A 22,394-nucleotide genomic window follows, 5' to 3' on the forward strand; every position below is an offset into this window, starting at 1 on the left:
AAGTGTTTTTATCGTTATTTTTGACCAATCAACAGATAAGTCATCATCTCCCCCTTCCCTTTTATTGAAATAGTCCCTCGTTCTTGGAAAAGGAACTGTTCTTTTAAGCGTTCGTAAACGGCAGCCGTGACCTGAGTTTGACCAGGAATCCCACTTGATTCCATCCGGGAAGCCACATTCACCGTATCTCCCCATAAGTCATAGCTGAATTTTGTTAAACCAATTACTCCAGCAACTACAGGTCCAATATTAATTCCTATACGAAGACTGAACTTTTCATTAATTTGGGTATTGAATCTAGCAATAAAACTTTGCATATCCAACGCTATCTTGGCAATTGATGAGGCATGATCCGCTCTTAGTATTGGTAGTCCTCCTACTACCATATATGCATCTCCAATCGTTTTTATTTTTTCTAATCCATGTCGATTAGACAATAAGTCAAATTCAATAAAAATTTGATTGAGAATTTCTACGAGTTCAGTTGGAGTCTTTGTGGATGCAAAGTTAGTAAACCCTACTAAATCAGCAAATAAAACACTAACATCAGAAAAACTATCGGCAATAACTTGCTGCTTTTGTTGTAACCGCTCAGCAATTGGTTTAGGTAATATATTTAATAAAAGTTTTTCTGTTTGCTTTTGAGCCAATTTTCGCTCTGTGATATCAGAAACCGTTCCCTCATAATAGAGAAGTTTTTCTTTTGAATCGCAGACTGAACGCGCGTTTTCAGAAATCCAAATAATTGTCCCATCTCGGCGGTAAACTTGAGACTCAAATCCCCTGACAGCTTGATTAGAATTCATTTCTTCTATAAATTCACGCCGTCGATTCGAGTTAACATAAAGTTGTTCTTCAACATTTTGACTACTGTTTATTAATTCTTCTGGAGATTCATACCCATAAATTTTCGCCAGTGCTAAGTTAGCGCTCAAATAACGCCCGCAAGGTGTTGTTTGATAAATTCCTTCTACTGCATTTTCAACAATACTGTGATAGCGTTCTTGAGTAATTCTGAGAATTTCTTCAGTTTGCTTGTGATAGATTAAAGGACTTAATTGTGTAGCTACTGCGGTTACTAAATTAATGGTATGTAAATTAATCGGAACCGAACCTTTTTTATAGAAAACCAAAATAGCTAATACTCGTTCGTTTAGTATAATAGGAACTCCAAAAGCAGATGCTAAACTAGCATTTCCTATTTCCTCGCCCAAAATCGGCAAATCTCCGGAATTTAGAATCTTTTCTACCCATTCTGGTTTTTTAGAAACAAATATTTTACCTGGTAACCCTAGATTAGGAGCCAAGGTAACTGTTCTATTTTGTTTTTTAAAATCCCAGAAACTAGCGTGGCTAGAATACCAATTTTGACTGCATTCTAAAATATTATTATCTTCGGTGGGCAACCAAGCTTCGCCATAATCCCATTGAATTGTTATCCCAACTAAGCGCAGTACAGCTTGTAACACGGAAGGAACATTATTTTTGCGACTAATCGCTTGAGTTGTTGCGAGTAAAAGACGAAGTTCAACTTCTGCTTTTCGCCGTGAATCCAGGTGTTCTTGCAATAACTTATTCTGCTCTATTAGTTGCATTTTTAGCTCTCGAATGCGTAGCTGATTCTCGATTCTGGCTAATACTTCTAAACGTTTAAAAGGTTTTGTGATATAGTCAATCCCACCAACTGTAAAGGCGTTCACCTTGTTATTCGTATCATCTAAAGCACTAATGAAAATAACTGGAATGTCGCGAGTTTTCTCAGAAGCTTTTAGACGTTGACAAACTTCATATCCATTCATTTCTGGCATATTGATATCAAGCAAAATCAAATCAGGAGGATTTGAATTGCAAGCGTTGAGTGCGAGTTGACCGCTAGGTGCAACTCGCACTTTGTAAGACTTTTCAGATAAGATGTCGAAGAGAAGTTTTAAATTTGCAGGATTATCATCAACTACTAGGATATTAGGTCTGGCGATAGGTGCTTCCATCGGATTATAAGTCTTTCACAGATTGAATCAATATCAACAATTGCTCAAACTGGTATTGATTAACTAATGTCATTAAAGTTTTTGACAACACATCATTTTTGGGGTGCAATTCCTCAATCAGTGTAGCGATAATTTCTAAATCTCCCTCAACAAGAGCCTGATATAAATCTTCTAACCAACTTTTAGGTAAATCAGCCAACTCGGCAGTATTTAAGGCTGGCAGTTCTAGTATTTCTTTCTCAGATGTAGCGGCCATTTCCTCATAAGTAAAAGAGACATCTAAATGCTTGTGGATAGCATTAAAAATATCTTCTTCTCGGAAAGGTTTGCGTATAAAATCATCACAGCCAGCTTCAATAACAGATGCTTGATCTTCATTTAAGGCGCTGGCAGTCAGGGCAATAATCGCGGTACGAAAATTGGTTAATGTCTTTTGAACTGAAGGTTTCTGATTCTCTCGCTTTCTAATCTGTTTAGTGGCTTCATAGCCATCCATTATCGGCATTCGTATATCCATCCAAATTAGATGAGGTGAACTACGTTCCCAGATTTCTAATGCTTCTTTGCCATTAGAGGCTTCTAGTAATTCAAAGCCAAGAGGCTGGAGGAGTTTAAGCAGCAGTTGGCGATTAAAATCGCTATCATCTGCGATTAGTATTTGATAGCGAGGTTGCTGGGGTGCGAGTGCAATAACGCGGCGGTTTTGGAGGGGGATTGCAATCTCGCTGGCAGCGATAATATTTGCTTGAATGTTAAATTTAAACGTTGTTCCCTTTGCAAATAAAGCACTTGCATCGTCACTAAATTCCCTGATAGGGGTTCCAGGAGTGAAAACTTTGCCACCACTAATGAGGGTGATTTCACCTCCCATTAAATGGATAAATTGACGGCTAATTGTCAATCCTAAACCAGTTCCTTCTTGTACTTGTTGACCAGCGGCTGTTTGCTCGAAAGGTTTGAATACTTTGTCAAGTTCTTCGGAAGAAATACCGGCTCCCGTATCGGAAACTTCAAAAATAATTGAGGAAAGGGGAGAGAAAGAAGGAAATTCGGAATTTGTTGTCCCTAATTTCACTTTAACTAAGACTGTTCCGGAATCGGTAAATTTAACGGCGTTACTTAGTAAGTTAATCAACACTTGACGCAACTTAACTTCATCTGTGCGGAGGTATCGGGGAACATCAACATCACAATCAAATTTTAGGTTTAAGCTCTTTTCTGTAGCTTTCAAAGAAAACATCGCTTCGACATCATTTAGCAAGCTGTAAAGATCGAAGTTATTTTCACTCAGCGTCATGCGTCCAGCTTCAATTTTGGACAGGTCAAGGACTTGGTTAATCAGTGTCAGCAGGTGTTCTCCACTGCGACGAATGATCGTGAGATTTTCTTGCTGTTCTGTTGAAAGATTGGGGGCACGACTCATGAGGTGGGAAAAGCCTAAAATGGCATTGAGGGGGGTTCGGAGTTCGTGACTCATGTTGGCGAGAAAGATGCTTTTGGCGCGGTTAGCAGCCTCAGCAGCTTCTTTGGCTCGTTCAAGTTCAGCTTCTACTATTTTACGAGTGGTAATATCGACTCCGATTCCTAAAACGCAGATTTTATCACTTGCAGGTGGATGCAGAGGAATCTTTTGCCACTGAAACCACTTATCTTGGTTATTTGCGCCTGTCACTTTTTCTTCGGGAATAAATAAGGCTTGACCCGTTTCAATGATAGAGCGGGTTTCTTGGAGGAAATGCTCAACATCCTCTAAGAATGGATGGAAGTCTACATCCCGTTTACCCACCAGTTCTTCGACAGTCGTGTTGTAGAGCTTGGCAGCAGCTTTGTTAAGCAGCACAAAGCGTCCTTCCCAGTCTTTTACAAAAATGGTGTTGGGGTCATTATCAATTACCTTTCGCAGGAACTCTTGTTGCTGCCGAAGAGCTTCTTCAGCAATTTTGCGATCGCTAATATCTAGAAGTACCCCCCGCCAAATTATGCTGCCATCAGCTTGGGATTCCGGACGAGAGCTAGCTGCCAGCCAACGAGCGCTCCCATCTGGGTGGAGATACCGCCACTCATAATAGAAAGGCATTAAATTGTCGAGGCTGATTTTTAAAGCGGCGTTATAACCAGGGAGGTCTTCTGAGTGATATCGAGCTAATATGGCAGAGAAATTTTCCATCGCCTCGTGAGCGGAAATCCCTAAAAGTTCGCCACACCCTTCACTGATGTAGTCTAGAAAATGTCTGCCGTCAGCACAGTAAGTGTAGGTGAAAACCGCACCGGGAAGGTTATCGGCAAGGCTTCGCAAGCGAGCTTCGTTCTCCCGTAAAGCTTCTTCTATTCGTTTGCGATCGCTAATATCGATAGCATGACCGACAACTCGAAGTGCCTGTCCGTCTGCGCCTCGCACAACCACCCCATAATCCACCATATGAGTGTAGCGATCTTCTCGGTGACGGAACCGATATTCAAGCATATACTCATTTTGATGAGCGATCGCCTGGGAAAACGTTCGCGAAACCTGCGGCAAATCCTCCGGATGGACGCGATCAACCCACCACTGACCTGTGAGTCCGGCTTCTTCGGGACGGTATCCACTCGTTTCATAGAGTCCCTGCGTCCGCAGAACAATATTCTGCTTCAGATCCCAGTCGTAAACATATCCTTTAATTGCCGATGCCGCTAGCTCAAAACGTTCGTTGCTCTCTTTGAGCGCTTGCTCTGCCCGTTTGCGCTCGGTGATGTCAATCGCCACACCTCCAACAAGGCGTTCTCCAGAGAGGTTCGCCAGCGGAAACTTGTATACCAGAAAATCCCCGATTGTGCCGTCCGTTCTGGGAGCTTGTTCGATCGCCTCTACTGACTGATTCGTTTGGATGACTTTCCGAATGTTTTCCAGATACTGTTGCGCGAATTCATCACTATAAAGCTCTGTAACAGTTTTTCCAACTACATAGCCGTCTGGGATTTGGAGTATCTGGCGGTAGGTTTTGCTAGAGAAAACAATTCGCCCATTTTCATCCGTGATCCAAGAAGCCGCCGGACTGTTATCCATGAACCCATGAAAACGGGCTTCGCTTTCTTTTAATGCCAGTTCTGCCTGTTTGCGAGCCGTAATATTCGCGAATGAAGATACCACTGCATACGGCAGAGATTCGCCAGCCCGAAATAGAGGTTGGGCGTTAATAGAAATCCAGGTTAAGCTACCATCTGGCTTGTAAACTCCCATCACTACATCAGAGCAAGGTTCGCCAGTTCGTAGCGTCACCATTGCTGGGTGTGCCTCTCCTGGGAAGGGCGAACCATCTTCACGAATGGCTCGCCAGCTGGGATCGAGGGAAGTTCGCCCCATCATTTGCTCGCGAGACAAGCCGAGAATTCTGTTAGCACTGGCATTACAGGTATGGATAACACCGTTGGCATCCTGCAAAACAATGCCTTCTGCCATTGTTGTCACGACTGAACGATAGCGTTCTTCGCTTTCCTCTAAAGCAGCCGTGAAACGCTGGCGTTCTGTGATATCCCGCACGATACAAACCACTTCATCAGCACCACTTTTGACGATGCGTGTCTCGTAGTTGTGAATGCCATCGGGTTTTTCCACCTCGTGTTCGTAGGTTTGTCGCTCTCCGGTTTCAACTGCTACCCGAAAATACTCTAGCAGGTCATTTTTAACCTGTTCGGGCAACGGTAAATCCCATAAGTTTCTGCCAATTAAAGCTTCAGGCAGCATCTGAAAGGCTTCTTCGCCTGCTTTTACGTCTAAATAAGTGCCGTCTATCCGGTGCCGGAACATTGCATCGGGAATCGCGCTCAAAAGCGCCTGCATTCGTTCTTCATTCTGATGCAAGGCTGCTTCTACCTGCTTTCGTTCGGCAATCTCCTGCTCTAGCTGGGCATTGGTTTGGGCTAGTTTAGCAGTGCGCTCTTGTACTTGGCTTTCTAAAGTACGGTTGTAGTCGGCAAGCAGATGTTCTGCTTGCTTGCGCCAGGTGATGTCAACGAGCAAGCCATCCCAAATAATGTCACCATTGGCTTGCTGTTCCGGGCGGGAAGTGGCTTGCACCCATTTCAAGTCACCAGAAAGCGAGGTAATGCGACCTTCCCAGTACCAAGGCTGCAAGTCTCTAGCAGAAACTAGGATGGTTTCATTTAGCAAAAGCAGGTCATCGGGATGCACCGCATTCCAGGCAATCTGAGGATTTTGGACGATCGCTTCTGGTTCATATCCATAGATATCACGAGCGCCAGAACTCATGTAAGTAAACTCATGGCTGCCGTTTGGATGGAGGATGTACCGGAAAATTACGCCCGGTACATTTTCCGCGAGATGGCGAAACTTCGCTTCGCTTTCCCGCAGCGCGGCTTCTGCTTGTTTGCGCTCCAGGTTTGCTATGTGCTGGTCTTCCAGACTCCGATAAGCGATCAGCGCAACCGCAGAGCCAGTCATGCCGATTAGCGGGGCAACGACAGGGAGCCACCAGCTGGCTAAAAAAGCTAGGTAACTGCCACTTGTCAGAATTCCCCCGATTAAGCAAATGCTAACCCCAGAGACGATCCATCTGGCAGCAACATTCTGTTTCAAGGGGTTGAAGCGAAGTAACGTCCAACTCACTCCACCACCAATCAAACACCAGACCAAAATCCATAAGGCTTCTTTTGGTTGAGACCAAACCTGGATCAAAGGACGACCCTCTAAAGCACCACTCAAAATTTGACTGATTAAATTGGCATGAATGACGACGCCCGGTAATCGTTTGGGAGTCGCAAAGAGACTACTACTATAAGGGGTGAAGGAAAGGTCATTGAAGCTAGAGCCGATTGCGCCGATTAAGACAATGCGATCGCGTAAAAGATTGGGCGGGATGCGGTTCTCTAGAACATCCGTCATCGATACCGTGGAGAAATTTTCTAACATCCCCCGGTAGTTCAACAAAATCTGGTAGCCACCGGAATTAGCACGAACGTAACCGCCTTCATTTCCCGTAAATGGGGTAAATACAGCGTTCCCTAATCGCAATTTATTAGCACCAATGCTCTGGAGGCTAATCTTTTCTTTTTCCAGATACATTAAAGCCAGCTTTGCGCCTAAGCTCAGATGGGTTTTACCATCAGATGTTCTAATAGACAACAACCCTCGACGGACTTTGCCATCTGCATCTAACACCAAATCCGCGAGTCCCACTTGGTTGAGACGATTCAACGCTGGGGGTGGAGCAACCGGATTTCCTACCGCTTTTTCGACACCCACTAGATTAGGCGTAGATTCAAATACTTTCACCAGTGCTTGATGACCAGGAGGGACTGGCAAATCTCGATAAATATCCAAGCCAATGGCTCTGGGTCGCTGAACTTTCAGTTTTGCGATCGCTTCAGCTAACAGAGCATCAGAAATAGGCCATCGTCCCACCTTTTCAATATCTGATTCATTGATAGTAATAATTACAATACGGGGATCGATTGGTTCGCGAGGTCGCCAGCGAAAAAATTGATCCAATATCGCCAAGTCAAATATTTGCAGTACGCCTAAAGAACTTGTAGCGATGACTGTGCAAGCCACAATCGGAGCTGTAATCAGTAGCCCGCGCCATTGCCGAACTTGGTTTTTAAGTTTTTGTACCATTAATTTATGAGCATCAAAAATAAGAGGAAGGGGAAAAGGAAAATGCTTCTTCTTTCCCTATTCCCCTTATCGATTTTGGCAATTGATTGATGCTTGAATTTAATTAGGCAGCATCCGACTCAACTCGCCTGCTTTCCGTCCTACGTATATTTGCTGAACTAATTCAATTCTTTTCTGCCCTACTCTTAAATCCTCAAAACCTTAGATTTTCCCATAGCCTAGTTTAAAAGTGGCTTGGTAGCGATCGCTTGTAGTCCAATTGAGTTTAACAATTCCTGCCATGTTGAAGCCAAAGTTGCTTCACTCGGCTCTAAGCGTCTAGCTTCAGCTAAACTTGCTACGGTATCGAACCAAATCCCGTGTTTTCCATACAGAGCAGCACGCTCTAGTAGAGGTTGATTCTGAAGCTGGCTCATTACCTCGGAAGTGAGTTTAACTCGTCGAATTTCTCCTTGTACCCCAGGACTACCGGGTCTGAGTCCTTGTTCGCCAATGATGATAAAAGTCCACCGATACTTCTTGTCAATTTCTAGAGGTGGCGCATTATCTGGAAGTTTGAAACTAAGAATGCCTTCTTGACTCGAAATCGGAATTTTTGCTTGGTAATGAAAATTGTTATTTTCGTCTACTAATCCAAAAAATATTTCCTTAGCAGAAGTTGGAGGTACATAAACTAAGAATGTTGGATGCTCTGCTACTGTCAACTTGCTTGTAGCTATTGGCACCAGCGGAGTCACGCACTCGCCTGTAGCGATTACTGCTTGAGGACATTCATCACCACGAGATGCACCTCCTGCGGTGTCATCTGGTTGTCCACTTCCTGGAGGTTCAAAGGTTACGCGACCTATCGAAGTACCCGCTAGAGTTTGAGATTGGTTAACCGACTCGGATTGGGCGATCGCTTTAGTCAAAAAGCTAGGAGCAATAATCAGTCCTAGTGATAAAAAAAATGCAACTAGCGTTTGAGTGGTAAAAGATTTGTGCTGTACCATTTTCTTACCTCAAAAAAAATATTGTACTGAATTTACACCTAATTATTACTGTAATAACACGTAGATTTCTTCAGTAGAAATACTTGGTTGTTGTAAGAAGTTCCCCAGCGAACAGTAATCATGTTTATGGACTTTTAGAGTTTCTATCGAAAGTTAAGGCTAAAAATAGGCAGATAAAGGGTTCGTGAATGCGAGATTCCCGACTTGGTTAAGAAGTTCGGAATCTGAACCGCTAGCTCATAACTCCAATAGGATTGCCATCAATACGGTTCGATTAGTAGAAATATGCAATAATTTTCGCTGCCTAGGAACAAGGGTTATCGAGGCTTTTTAATCTATTGCTGTTTAAGGAATCATCTTATCCGAACCGTTTTGCGATTGCTATGTTACCTGGGGTAACTCTCTGTTAGCCTTCTAAAATAGAACCTCCAAAAATTGCAAAGTAAGTGGACTGAAAACTCCTACTTATTCAAAGCCAACTTCCTACTAAAATAAAAGACGACCAGTAAAAAGGATGAGCATATTTTGGCTGTTTTAGCAGAGCTATCTGTGCCTGACGAAGGGCTTTAACTTTGCTTTCTCCTTGTAAGAGTTGCTGATAAAATTCGCCCATAAGCTTAGCAGTGGATTCATCTTGCACTGACCAGAGAGTTGCTAAAGTACTGCGTGCGCCAGACCGCACGGCTACTCCTGCTAATCCTAATACCGCTCGCTTATCACCAGTTGCAGTTTGGCAAGCACTCAGAACTAATAGTTCAATCGGATTAAAAGTACCCGGATCTCTAGAACGTAATAAATTCTCGAATCCTTTGACATTTATCCTACCATTCCACGTCAGAATAAATGTAGAATCTGAGCTAGAGCTAAACTGCCCGTGAGTAGCTAAATGAACAACCGTAAAAGAATTTTTATTCAGATAGTTTTGTAAGTTTACTTCGGTAAAATCCTCATTTATAAATACTTTGGAAGGAACTTCAGACGCGATTTGGCTGACTTCAGCTCCTACTCCTGGCAATGCTGGAAAACCTTGTCGAGCTTCGGTAATTCCGCCTGCTAAAATTTTGTTTCGCTTTTGGGCAAGTAACTGGCTTAACGACGCACTTCCCACTCGTGGTGCAACCAACTGTAAACCCGGAGCTACTACTATATTGTATTTTTCAATGAGATATTGTTTACCGTCGTACAGCGCTGCCATTGGTAAGCTTCGCAACGAACCGTCTAGCACAAATACTAAAGTGGCGATATTACTTTTGGTTAATTCTGTTTCAACAGGTTGGATTAACCAGCGATAAACTTGCTGAGACAGACGCAAACGAGCTTCACTTGAAAAAAATGGATTAAGAGATTCTAATAACTGCTCCAGCGTTTCTTCAATATCATTTTTCACTAGCCTAGTCGAGTAATGGCTGAGAGGTTTTCCGGGTAAAGATAAGATTACCTCTAAACGATTTGACAAAATAATGGGGTAGATGACTGCTGCTTGAGGATCGAGTTGATCGATTTGCTGGGGTTGAACATCTAAACAAGCTTCTCGAAAAAAGTTATCTAATTCTGCTAGATGTAGCGCTTCAATGACTTCGCGAGCTTGTTTAATATTGGTTTGGCTGGGATTAGATTCTAACAGTAACTCTACTAACTCACGATAAATGGGTTCGACGTTTTCGCGGAAGGAAAGTTGAACGTCGGGATTCAGCGCGAGCAAGTCGCTGCGGAGGGATTGTAAGGTATTAACAGCTTTGGTGTAAGCCGCGATCGCATTCGGAATATCGCCTTGCTGTTTGAGAAGTTTGCCGAGTTGTCCTTCCCAACGAGCCACAATACTAAAAGCATTAATTTCTTGCGCGATCGCGAGTGCTTGTCTCGTCAGCTCCTCCGCGGGTTTCCATTGCTGCGTTTGTTCGTACAGGTATCCGAGTTGACCCAGCGCGTAAGATTCAGCACGCGAGTCTTTAAGCATTCGCGCTTGTTCGACAGCTTTTGCTAATATCTGGGCAATCTCTTGAGAATTGACAATCTGCGATCGCTCTCCCCGATTTCCCAATTTTATGAGAGTTCTAGCCAAGTTCACTCGACTGTAAACAGCAGCGCGACTAGGTAAGATACTCTCTAATTGAGACTGGATTTGGGGTAATAATGCTTGGGCTGCGGCTGGTTGTCCAGTTTCTACTAAAAGGCTTAATCGGTTCAGTTGGACTTCTAAAACTAAAGAATTGGGAGAACTCTCTACTATCTTTCGGTAGATTTCCAGCGCTTCCCTCGGTTTTTGTAAAGCTCTAAGAGTATTTCCCAAACTAAATAAACTGGCATTAATTTCTAAGGGAAAGTTTAGCCTTTGGGCGAGTGACAAACTTTGTTCTAAAACCTGCTGGGACTGAGTTAAATCTCCGACTACTTGTAAGGTAACTCCCAGACTTCGCAATCCTGATACTTTCAGCGAGGAATCTGGCAAGTTTTGCAACTGAGTATTTAATTGTTCTAAGTTTGTTTTAGCTTGTCGGTAGAGTCCTAATGCTTGCAAAGCTTGAGCTTGGTTTATCAAACTGCCTAATTTCCCAACGTCGTCGCCTGCTGAACCGTAAGCTTTTTCAGCTTGTTTCCATGTATCTAAAGCCGCTTCCGTTTGTCCCAATGCTAGCTGGAGGCTGCCTTGAGTATTCAAAACTTGGGCAAGAGTGGCTGCATCGGGTTGGGTTTGCAATAAGTTGAGACTTTGAGCGATCGCGTTTTTCGCTTGCTCCCATTGACCCAATTCTTGATAAGCGTTCGACAGATAGCTTAAAACGAGGGCAGCGTGGAGGCGATTGCCCTGCGCCTCCAGGTTTTCGAGCGCTTGTTGCCAGAATGCGATCGCTTCATCAAATCGTCCTGCTTCATACAGGGTTCTGCCTTGTTCTAGTACAAAGGCATCATTCTGTTTAGATTCTGAAGGAGCATCAGAATCCGGAATATTTTTAACAATTGATACCAATTGTGAATCAAAATAAGAAAATTTAAGATTAGTCTGCGCTAGTGCCGGTAAAAATGCTGTCACCAAAAAAAGTGTCAACAAGCTTAGCAAAATCCGATAATGAATACTTTTTATAAGCCACCTTATTTTTAGCATAAAAGTTTTTGCAAAATTAAAGGGTTATTCATATTTCTCTGTTTTTATCTGCGGTTCAAAAGATAAAACTTCTTTTGCAATAAGTCTCTAGCAATCTAAAGTTAGTTTTAAAATTTAATAAACCGCAAAGGACACTAAAGAAAAGAGACGGAAGATTCCATGAATAATTGAAGATTGTTATATTACTTAGAAACACTGCAACTAGCAATTTCATCCCAGGAACTTTGAGCCACACCATTGATAGATTTGGAAACCAACTCTACCTCACCATTAGAATTTTTTACCCATCCAGTTGCCTCCACCATTGGAGTACGTGCAGAGGCAGTCTTGGAAACGGGGACAGGTAAGGAGGTATTACCCCTAGGGAGGCGCAAATCCCGCCATACTGTACTTCCTAACAAAGTTTCATTGGGATCTGCTGGCAAACCGCCGCGTCCAGTGACAACAAAACTATTCCCCCTAGAAGCCAAACAACCTTGGGAAATTTGTTTGCTAATGTCAGTAAAATTTTCTGGTAGTGCAACTAAGCCAGAAGAAGGGTTCACATCAGCAGTATTAATTTGGACAATCCCACTGAACTGAGTTCCTCGACTAGAAGTGGCGGTGATATCGCTATTTGAAGTTTTAAAGATGCCGCTAGCATTGATTCTTACTTGACCCCCAAAGCTTTGTTGAGCATTGGCAGTAATATCGCTATTTTCTAACGCGACTAACGTTTTTGTATTAATAATGATGTTGCCACCATTGGTACTGATATCATTATTTGCAATTGTCTGACCCGTATCAAACAGGATGATGTTACTGGCATCAGTCGTAATTAGGCTGTTGCGCCACAATCGCAAATCTTGAGATTCAATCGTAATATTTCCCTGTTCCGCCTGTCGCTGAGTCGCTCTAATAATCGAGTTATTATCTAGCTCAACTATGGCAGCGCGAATATTAATATTACCAGCATTGCCTTTCCCAAAATTAGCAACATTAATTGTTGCCCGCTCCCGAAAGCTCAATCTGTTAGCAATTACTGTTACGTTGCCAGAATTTCCCGTCAACGGCGGTGGAGAACTCGCAATATTGCTTAAGCTAGTCCTAGCATAAAAACCGCTACCAATTCCCCCAGTTGCAGAAGTTCCTCGTATTTGTACGTCATTGGCTCGAACTGTTATGTTGCCACTTTGACCTGCGCCAAAGGTAGACACAGAGATCACCGCTCCATTTTCAAGAGATAGTTGTTTAGCATCAATAATCACATCACCGCCAACTCCAGTTGAGGCAAAAGTAGGATTAGAAAAAATACCCGTCAGACGCGATCCATTTGCTGAAAGACCGCCCAAGAGAACATTCCTCGCTTGCACTCGTAAGGTACCAGAATTCCCTGAAGCGTTAGTCCCCATACCAATGGATGCTCCATCTCTTAGTAGCAACCGATCTGTTGTAATTGTTAAATTGCCGCCTTTTCCCTCACCATTCGTCTGAACAAAAAAGCCGCTACCGATTCTGCCATCGGCTGTTCTACCAATCAGTTCTACAGTATCCAAAACATTGATGGTGGCGCTTCTCCCCGGTTGAGATCCTTCTGTGAGGGATACGATGAGCGAACCTTGTTCTAGTTTCAGATTTCGGCTTTGTATCTGAAACGAACCTCCCTGTGCGCCGCTGCTATCCACTGAAGCAGCACCCGATAAATTAATACTTCCTAATTCTGCAAGTTGTTGTTCATTGTTGAAGTTGATTTGTTCGCTGCTGACTTGCATTGGCAATGAGCCACGAGTAACTGACCAAAGCTCAATTGCTCCCGACTCAGCCTTTAAATTACCGCCCTCTAAGGCGATTTCTCCCCCGACTAAAGCTAAAGTTTTCCCAGGTTGCACCGCTAGACCCTCGGTTTTCGTATTCGGCTCTAGTCCGCCTGTTTGTCCGAACCTGAAATTGTGTCCCGATCCTTGAACGCGAATAACTCCTGCGTTTGAATCGTTAAATTGTAAGCCTATCGGAACATTTATCATTAGCAATGGGGGGGCGCTAGGCTTGGTAGCGCTAAACTCAGTTCCATTGCTAAATTGAATGCTGTTAGCAGTCGAGGCGAGAAAGGAACCACCTATATTGAGTTTGGCATTTGAGCCAAAAGTAATGCCGTTGGGATTGATAAAAAACAAATTAGCTGTGCCGTTCGCTCGAATCAATCCATCAATATGAGAAAGATTGCTACCTGTAATGCGACTGAAGATGTTTTGAGTGTCTAGGGCATTGTTGAAGAAAGCTTCAGTATTTATAGGAATAGAAAATTCTGTAAAGCTATGAAATAGATTGCCGCCTACTTGCGTGCCACCCTCAATTCGGATGGCGTTCCCTTCTGGGATAGTAATAGTATTATTTGGCAGCGTAGCATCCGGAATAATTTGTGCTAAGGTGCAGCTAGAATTATTTAACCATAAAAGGAAAATCGTACCAGTCACCCAGAGAAAATGACCAGGCTGGCTCACAGTTTTTAAACTCAAAGGTAGCGCTTGCCTACAGTATACGCGATCTACAACTTGCCCTAGGGAAAATACACCCTAAACTTCTAGGGAAAGGTAGATTGTAATACAAAATGTGGGATGGATAGCTCCTATAAAATAGTTTATCATTACCGTGTTTTCCTGAATAGATGACCTATTAAAAAAAGGGATTTGCGCTCAAAGAGTACAACAACGGGAATTTAGATGGAGAGGTTTAAGTTGTGTTAGTCAAAAGATAAATAGACGGATTAGAGAGAATGTTGGCAATTTGGTTCTGGCTAAAACCGAATTGGCTGAAGCTATGGAAGAGATTCGTCTTTTCGCCTGAAAGAGTTCCGCTAGTGATGTCGAAGTGAACCGGAAATCGTCTTTTAAGACATCGCCCTTCTGTATAATATGGATGCCAGTGCCATCGGTCGCAGAGACAATCGACTGTGCCTGTGCCGCTGCGCTGAATGCAAAAGCATTCCCATGCAAAAGCTAGAACAAGGGTAGAAGGAAAACCGAAAACAATTGTGCTGGGTTTTAGTTGCTTGGTGACTTTGTTCGGAGTTTCAATAAATAGCTAATTTGATGCGTGGATGATTTTGTATGCTTTAAAATGAGGGAAATTGATTATCTAACATGAGGTTTTTGCCAAAAACCTCAGGATTACTTAGAGAATCAGTTATCCTAATGTCACATTAATGTCAACAAAGCTTTACTTTTTCCAACATTCAAATTCACCATGAAAGCTAATCTGAAAGAATTTTTAGAATCCTGCGAAAATTTAGGAACACTGCGTCTGATTGTGACCAGCAGTGCTGCTGTTTTGGAAGTACGCAGTCCGCTGAAAAAGGTGTTTTATGCAGAATTACCTAAAGGTAAGTACGCTAATATGCACGCCGACATATTCGAGTTTCATCTGAATATGGATGCTATCAAGCAGGTAAAATTTGAGACAGGCGAATCAAAACGCGGTAACTTTACTACCTATGCTATTCGCTTTTTGGATGAAAAAAATGAACCCGCCTTGAGCGCATTTCTCCAGTGGGGAAAACCAGGAGAATACGAACCAGGACAAGTAGAAGCATGGCAGTCTCTTCAGGAGAAATATGGAGAAGTTTGGGAACCAGTACCCGTTGATTCGGTGTAGTCGAAATGTTTGAAAACTCGGTAAATTGAGGATCTTTCTGTGTTTAAGAGCTATCTAAACCTACAAACAAACCCTCGCTTACCTTGATGCGACGAGTCTTTTGGGGTTGTTTCCTAATTTTGGGGTTGCTGCTGTGGGGAGGGGAAGCGCAGGCGGGGGGTTTGGCTGACCGTTTGGCGCAGTTTCCTCACTGGGACAGCAAACCACCCGTCAGCGCCGCGAAGGGCGACTTAGTTTATCCTGACTGGATGGAAGGTACTTGGAACGTTACCAGTACGTTAGTGGATTTAGTGGCACCCTTAGCGCCAGAAATTGTGACGCCTGGGTTTGAAAGCAATCGTCGCCAGCTGAATCAGCCCGTTAGTTTCCCAGTGCGATTCAAAAATCAAGACGCGATAACTGTCTCAACAAAAGGCAAAAATCAGCCGGTAGTGGCAGATCGGGCGTTTAACGGGTTGAGTATCGGGAAGGCATATTTAGGCGATCGCGCGATCTTATCGGTCAAAGTCGATCCCAATTCTCCCAATCGTCAGGTGACTTTACTGCGAGGCGATCGCCAGCTAGTCTCAATTGTCACGAGTCGAGGCACCGAAACACTCGCCCCAGATCGATTTATTGCCACAGAAGTGTCTCAGCAAGTCTTTCGCGGCACCCCTCAGCCGTATTTCAATATTGTAGAAACCACAACTGCTTATCAATGGATTCACTCATCCATTGAAGCCGATCAAGTAACAGCAATTTACCTCTCGCCTCAAGATCCAGACTATTTCAAAGCTGTCGATCAACCCGTCGCACTTTATCGCTATCAACTACAACTTTTGCCAGTTGAATAGCTAAACGCGATAAATGGCGTCTCTACGTGACTTCAGATCGGGGTGCATGGGTAGACGGCTCCACAAGCAAGCTAGACAATTGCTTGCCTAATCTAGCCCTACTTCTTTGCTTTCGAGAAGTCCGCACCTTATATAAAGTAAAAAACCGTGGGAGTTGGAGTTCCACGGCTTCTGAAGGAGTCTTATCTTAAAACAATCTTATTCGGCAGCAACTTATAGAAAAGGGCTGGTAACAGTTTTTGTAACCGAATTTCCTTAGCGGGTAGCAGTCGCGGCTATATAGACAAAACCCAGATGGTGCGCGGGTTTTAATTTCATCAGTCCGCAACGGGAGACTGAGTTTATATAGCCGCGATTTTTAATTGCCAAGGCAAGGTGTTCCCAGAATTTACATCCGTTCCACATAACGCTTCAACTCCCGCGCCATCCGCTTGATGCCTTGCTGCTCATCATCCCGAATGAAGGGCATAAATACACGAGTCAGCACCCCTGAGAACGTGTTGCGGTGGAAGTATTTAGTCCGTCCAATACCAATCTCTTGCAACTCAAAGACATACTCATTCTTAAAGCCAGGAATCGAGGAAACCCAAGCGAGGCATAGTCCAGACTGCACTCTAGTAATCAACGGCTGAAACTCTGTTTCCTCCTCACCCGGTACGCGCCGCACAGAGAGTAAAACTTCTTCCCCCTGCTTAAATGGCACCGTTGGGTCGAGGTCAAATAAAAAAGTGTTCCACTTGTACCACTTTTCTTTTTTCAACAGAACCTGCCAAACTTCCTGCTTAGGAGCATTAATTTCAATTTCGGTATAGAGACTCGCCATTATCGCGGCAGCTAATCCGGTAGTGTAACTGGGTACAATTGGAAACTTGCAGCTCCTTTAGGCTAGGAGCGAACAATTTTGGATTTTGGAGGAAAGGATTTTAGATTCCCAATCCAAAATCTATCATCTTAAATCTAAAATCCTTAGTCAGCATGGTCAACCTAACACCCAACTCTAGCTTCAGTTTAACGATTCGCCTCCAGATTCCCAATCGCACTGGGATGTTAGCAAGCATCACCACCGCGATCGCTAGTGTCGGAGGTAACATCGGTCAAATTAGTTTAATCGAGCGGACTCGCAATATTGTGGTGCGAGAAATCACCGTCGATGCCGCCAGCACGGAACACACCGAACAAATTGTGCAAGCCGTGAAAGGATTGCCAGATGTCAAGGTAATCGATGTCTACGATTGCACCTTTAACTTACACCGCGGCGGCAAAATCGCGATGCAGAGTAAAATTCCGCTGAAAAGTCAAGCCGATTTAGCAATGGCTTACACTCCCGGCGTCGGTCGCATCTGTATGGCGATCGCATCTGACCCGGAACAGGTTCACACTCTCACGATTAAACAAAACACGGTTGCGATTGTTACCGATGGTAGCGCCGTACTGGGATTGGGCAACTTGGGCGCAGCCGCATCGTTGCCGGTAATGGAAGGCAAAGCGATGTTGTTTAAAGAATTTGCCGGGATTGATGCCTTTCCGATTTGCCTGGATACCCAAGACACGGATGAAATTATCCGCACGGTAAAAAATCTTGCCCCAGTCTTCGGCGGCGTTAACCTGGAAGATATTGCTGCCCCTCGTTGTTTCGAGATTGAAGCGCGACTGCGGCAGGAACTCGATATTCCGGTGTTTCACGACGATCAACATGGCACCGCAATTGTTAGCCTTGCCGCATTGATTAACGCCCTCAAGTTAGTGAAAAAATCCTTAGCGGATGTCCGAATTGTGATTAATGGGGCGGGTGCTGCTGGGGTAGCGATCGCTCGTTTGCTCAAGAAAGCGGGCGCACAATCCATCTGGATGTGCGATTCTAAAGGCATTCTCTCCAGCCAACGCACCGACCTCACCCCGGAAAAGCAAGAATTTGCTGTCGAAGCCAGCGGTAACTTGGCAGATGCCATGCAACAATCTGATGTCTTCTTAGGCGTCAGTGCGCCTGGAGTTGTAACGCCGGAAATGGTGCGTTCGATGGCAAAAGATCCGATTGTCTTTGCAATGGCGAATCCTATTCCTGAAATTCAGCCGGAATTAGTCACAGAAGATGTCGCGGTCATGGCAACCGGACGCAGCGACTACCCGAATCAAATTAACAATGTCCTCGCCTTCCCTGGCGTTTTTCGCGGGGCGCTCGATTGTCGTGCAGAGACCATTACCACCACGATGTATCTAGAAGCCGCTTACGCGATCGCTTCTTTAGTCAAACCCTCCGACCTCGACCGGGAAAACATCATTCCCTCTGTGTTCGACCCGCGCGTTGTCAATGCCGTCGCTGGTGCCGTGCAAGCCGCCGCCCGTCAAGAGGGCATCGCCCGCCATTAAGCGAGAAAAGCAGCTGGTTCCAGGCGCAATCTATCGCGTCTGGAACTGGAAAGCGGGGAAGCGACCAACAATCGACTCCCCATTTTCATCTTTGAAATAGTTTGCTCTACAGATAGAGTTTCAATTTTCTAGATATTGGAAGAATAAGGGGGAATACTGCGTTCTTGCTAGGGAATAATGAGCTTTAGTTTCTTTGACCTCTTCTGGGTATTTCTGGCTGTCAGCTCGATCTTGCCCGCCTTCCAACAACGCCGCTTGGCTTTTCAGCGAGTGCAAGCCTTGCGGAATTTCGAGCGATCGCGCAATAGTCGAGTGATTTTGCTAATTCACCGGCAAGAATCGATTAGTTTCTTAGGAATTCCCATCTCGCGCTACATTAGCATTGAAGATTCAGAACAGGTGCTACGGGCAATTCGCCTCACACCTCCCGAAGTTCCCATCGATCTAATCTTGCATACCCCAGGTGGTTTAGTGCTAGCAACCGAGCAGATTGCTCGAGCGTTAATTCGCCACCCTTCCAAAGTCACCGTGTTTGTACCCCACTACGCCATGAGCGGCGGCACCATGTTAGCTTTAGCATCTGATGAAATCGTCATGGATGCCAACGCTGTCTTAGGCCCAGTCGATCCCCAGTTGGGAAATATGGCAGCGGCGAGTGTCCTCAAAGTCATCGAACAGAAGCCAATTAGCGAAATCGACGACAACACGATCATCATGGCAGACCTCTCGCGCAAAGCGATGGATCAGGTGCAGCGCTTTGTCCGAACCCTCTTGAAAGACAATATTCCCCAACCGAAAATTGCTCCCGAAAACATCGAACGGATTGTGGACGCGATCACTACAGGGCGCGTCACCCATGACTATCCGATTACAGTCGAAGAAGCCACAGAGCTTGGTATGCCGATAACGGTAGGGCTGCCAATGTCAATCTATAACCTGATGGATTTCTATCCGCAGCCCCAAGGAGGACGTCCAAGCGTGCAGTACATTCCCATGCCCTACGAACGTCCCCCAGTTTTACCCCCAGCGCCTAAGGGCAGACCCATCCCAGAGAATGCTAAGTTTTAAGCTGCCCTGAGATTGAATTTTTCCAGGAGTTGAGGCTGTGATAATCGTCAGTAGTCATACGTCCTTTAAGTAATGACTCCTAACTACTGACCGATTATCCATTGCCAACTCAGCGCGATCGCTATGCGATTTAGACCCACAGCACCTTAAAGATTTATCAGCTTGAAGGCGATGGTTTTGGGCTGGGAGCCGGGGATGGACTTGGACTCGGCGTTGGTCTTGGCGATGGGCTAGGACTAGGACTTGGTCTTGGGGATGGCGATGGACTCGGACTCGGCGTTGGGGTGGCGCGGGGCGTTGGCGCGGGACTCGGTGTTGGCGATGGCGCTAGTGTTGGTTCTGGCGCTGATTGGGGTGTTGGTGTTGTCGCTGGCGCTGGCGATTGCTGTTCAAATCCGAGGATTCTTCTTGCTTCTTGGTCGAGTCTCTGACGAACTGGTAACGTAGCAATGCCAGTTACCGGCAAATTAAATTGTCTCTGAAACTGCCTGATAGCATCTTCAGTGCGCGGACCATAAAACTGGTTACGGGGAAGGGGCGGATTTGGCTTAACGACAAGATTCAAGTTTGCCTGAAGAATTCTAACGATATTTGCGGCATAATCCTGTGTCTTCGGCCCCGCTGTAGCATCAACAGGTGTTAGCTTATATCCCTGCTGAAACTCGCGGATAGCCCTTATCGTGGCTTCATCCGTCAGAGTATCTCCAATCGTGACGTTATACCCAAAGCCGCGCAACAGGGAGCGAAATTCCCTTGGCGTGTAATCGCGGCTGCGTTCGGCTATAGCTACTTGATAACTAACTAAGCTGGCGGTTATGGTTATCACCGCAGCTAAAGGCATTCCAAACCTATTCCACATAGCTCAATCTCCTCACTCACTCACTGATTAAGCGCGATAGCGATTTGAACAGTTACAGTTTAAGCTGAATTGGGCATTCTACCGTTTATTTTTCCCAAGCGATCGCTACAACCGCCAATTGTGATCGCGTCGCGTGCGCTACCGGGTTCGACCTTTCAGCGTGCTGATATCCAATAGAATCCTTCTATTTTGAAGGCAACATCAGCAATTGGTGAACAATTAGTGGTATCAAATATGACTGAAGCTTCAGAGGGTCTGTCAAGCTGATAATTGGTAATTGAAAATTGTGATGGATGCTAGCTAGGTAGTAGGTAGCAGCTTTTTCGTCATTCCCTTTTTTTCCATTACCGATTCCCGATTACCAATTACCTCATCTTCCTTTCCATGTCACCTCAAAAATTGGCAAAGACTCCCCAATCCCGCCGGAACTTGTGGTTTGAACGTGTGATGGCACTTTTGGCAGTGGCTAACTTGGGCTTAGCGCTGTTCGACTTAACTTACATTCCGCTGCGCGATTTCTACCTGCGGGAATTTCGCAGCATTACCCGAATCTATGACCCCATCAAAGGTATTGAACCCCATCGAGAAACCCAGCAGTACCTAGAGACAGTAGAAAAACTCAAAGCACAGCTGCAACAGACAGAAGGATTGCAGTCGCCAGAGGTGGCAACTTTACTGGAGGAACTGCGCCAACAAAGTGTGGAAATGATTGAGACAAACCCGTTTGCAGAGGCGAATAAGACAGGGACTCTGGAAAAAATCAAAAATCGGATGCGTCAGCGCGTTGGCAATGTCTCTGCCAAACAATCTTTTAGCACCTTTTGGAGTCTGCCTTATTTATCCCAAGCTGGCGTGGAAAAAGAAATTACCTTTTATAACCAAGAAATTCAGCCTTTGATGGCAAGAAATTATTTTCGCCCAGTTGGGGAAACAGGTAATTTCGTTGACTACTTCTGGAAAATCGATCTCTGGTTTATCATTCCCTTTGGCATTGAGTTTCTACTTCGTACCTACTATATCCACCGACGTCACCATAGCCTCACTTGGCTCGAAGCAATGATGTGGCGCTGGTATGATATTTTCTTGCTGCTACCTTTTTGGCGGTGGCTGCGCGTCATTTCAGTTTTCATGCGCCTACACCAAGCACAATTATTAAATTTAGAATCAATCCGGGTGCAAATTAACCGAGGATTTGCGGCAAACTTTGCAGAAGAATTGGCAGAAGTTATTGTGATCCGGGTAATCAACCAGCTACAAGGGTCGATTCGTGGCGGAGAACTGACTCGGTGGTTATCAGGACGGGAGGCTCGTCCTTATGTTGACATTAACAATGTTAATGAAGTAGAAGCGATCGCTACTTTACTGATGAAAGTAACTGTCAATCAAGTGTTACCAAAAATTCAGCCAGATCTAGAGGCAATTCTACAGCACAACATTGAAAAAATTCTCAGCCAATCTCCCCTCTATCGGGGACTCCAGCAAGTACCTGGAGTGGGTACTATCCCCACACAGATAACTGAAAAACTGGTCAAAGAAATCTCACTTGCAGCCTACAACACCCTCACCGCCTCTCTGGAAGACGATCCGGTTGGCGCAGAACTTTCCAAACACCTGATAGAACACTTCACTGAAGCCTTAGGATCGGAGGTGCAAAGACAGCAGACTGCTCAGAAAATTCAATCTTTACTTTTCGATATGTTGGAGGAAATGAAACTCAACTACGTCCAACGCTTGTCCGAGCAAGATTTGGAGCAAGTGTTAGAAGAAACACGGGCGATCCGTCAGATTGTCAAGCAATAATTTGAATTTGTATGTCAATTGCTGATGTCAATCTCTAACTTGAACTCCTTATTTAGGATTCAAATTTAGTCTTGGCTTGTGCTAGGACAAGACCGAGACTGTTGAGCTTGGATACGAAGGTGTTTGAACAGTAGTATTGGCAT

12 protein-coding genes are annotated in these 22,394 nt (G+C 44.7%); 5 read left to right on the forward strand and 7 right to left on the reverse strand.

Features of this window, described 5'->3' with window-relative positions:
* Positions 1 to 14 precede the first annotated feature (14 nt).
* The 5 genes from NDA03_RS00355 to NDA03_RS00375 all read right to left on the reverse strand — a co-directional run bounded on the left by NDA03_RS00355 (position 15) and on the right by NDA03_RS00375 (position 14,174).
* The gene (locus NDA03_RS00355; RefSeq protein ID WP_348236979.1) at positions 15 to 1,988 is read right to left on the reverse strand and encodes an adenylate/guanylate cyclase domain-containing protein; all 1,974 of its coding nucleotides are present in this window, start codon (positions 1,986 to 1,988) and stop codon (positions 15 to 17) included.
* A gap of 4 nt (positions 1,989 to 1,992) precedes the next feature.
* Positions 1,993 to 7,599: a PAS domain S-box protein gene (locus tag NDA03_RS00360; protein ID WP_348236980.1), complete on the reverse strand. Its 5,607-nt coding sequence runs from the start codon at positions 7,597 to 7,599 to the stop codon at positions 1,993 to 1,995.
* A 218-nt stretch (positions 7,600 to 7,817) separates the two neighbouring features.
* Positions 7,818 to 8,591, reverse strand: a complete 774-nt coding sequence (locus tag NDA03_RS00365) for a DUF928 domain-containing protein (RefSeq protein ID WP_190413370.1) — start codon at positions 8,589 to 8,591, stop codon at positions 7,818 to 7,820.
* A 469-nt stretch (positions 8,592 to 9,060) separates the two neighbouring features.
* The gene (locus NDA03_RS00370) at positions 9,061 to 11,559 is read right to left on the reverse strand and encodes a CHAT domain-containing protein (protein ID WP_348236982.1); all 2,499 of its coding nucleotides are present in this window, start codon (positions 11,557 to 11,559) and stop codon (positions 9,061 to 9,063) included.
* 317 nt (positions 11,560 to 11,876) lie between these two features.
* Entirely contained in the window at positions 11,877 to 14,174 is a 2,298-nt protein-coding gene (locus NDA03_RS00375; RefSeq protein ID WP_348236983.1) for a filamentous hemagglutinin N-terminal domain-containing protein, read from the reverse strand.
* Positions 14,175 to 14,916: 742 nt separating this feature from the next.
* Between NDA03_RS00375 and NDA03_RS00380 the strand changes: the two genes are divergently transcribed.
* Entirely contained in the window at positions 14,917 to 15,324 is a 408-nt protein-coding gene (locus NDA03_RS00380) for a ChuX/HutX family heme-like substrate-binding protein (RefSeq protein WP_190984526.1), read from the forward strand.
* A gap of 86 nt (positions 15,325 to 15,410) precedes the next feature.
* A complete protein-coding gene (locus NDA03_RS00385; protein WP_348236984.1) occupies positions 15,411 to 16,157 on the forward strand; it encodes a DUF6816 family protein in 747 nt (248 codons plus the stop codon).
* A gap of 388 nt (positions 16,158 to 16,545) precedes the next feature.
* On the opposite strand, the gene NDA03_RS00390 is transcribed toward NDA03_RS00385, so the two are convergent.
* On the reverse strand, positions 16,546 to 16,980 hold the full coding sequence (locus tag NDA03_RS00390; protein WP_190413358.1) for an SRPBCC domain-containing protein: 435 nt from the start codon (positions 16,978 to 16,980) through the stop codon (positions 16,546 to 16,548).
* Between the two features lie 152 nt (positions 16,981 to 17,132).
* On the opposite strand from NDA03_RS00390, the gene NDA03_RS00395 reads away from it, so the two are divergent.
* Positions 17,133 to 18,524, forward strand: coding sequence for a malic enzyme-like NAD(P)-binding protein (locus NDA03_RS00395; RefSeq protein ID WP_190529953.1), 1,392 nt, complete (start codon positions 17,133 to 17,135; stop codon positions 18,522 to 18,524).
* Positions 18,525 to 18,701: 177 nt separating this feature from the next.
* Positions 18,702 to 19,592 (forward strand): hypothetical protein, encoded by an 891-nt coding sequence (locus NDA03_RS00400; protein ID WP_190413354.1) that lies wholly within the window; start codon positions 18,702 to 18,704, stop codon positions 19,590 to 19,592.
* 157 nt (positions 19,593 to 19,749) lie between these two features.
* Here the strand turns inward: NDA03_RS00400 and NDA03_RS00405 are convergent, their stop codons facing one another.
* The gene (locus tag NDA03_RS00405; RefSeq protein WP_190435587.1) at positions 19,750 to 20,451 is read right to left on the reverse strand and encodes a peptidoglycan-binding protein; all 702 of its coding nucleotides are present in this window, start codon (positions 20,449 to 20,451) and stop codon (positions 19,750 to 19,752) included.
* Positions 20,452 to 20,835: 384 nt separating this feature from the next.
* Here NDA03_RS00405 and NDA03_RS00410 point away from each other — a divergent pair, with 384 nt between their 5' ends.
* Positions 20,836 to 22,251, forward strand: coding sequence for a hypothetical protein (locus NDA03_RS00410; RefSeq protein ID WP_190413350.1), 1,416 nt, complete (start codon positions 20,836 to 20,838; stop codon positions 22,249 to 22,251).
* The last annotated feature ends 143 nt before the right edge of the window (positions 22,252 to 22,394 follow it).

The sequence above is a fragment of the Trichocoleus sp. Lan genome (assembly GCF_039961855.1).
Taxonomy (GTDB): domain Bacteria; phylum Cyanobacteriota; class Cyanobacteriia; order Cyanobacteriales; family FACHB-T130; genus FACHB-T130.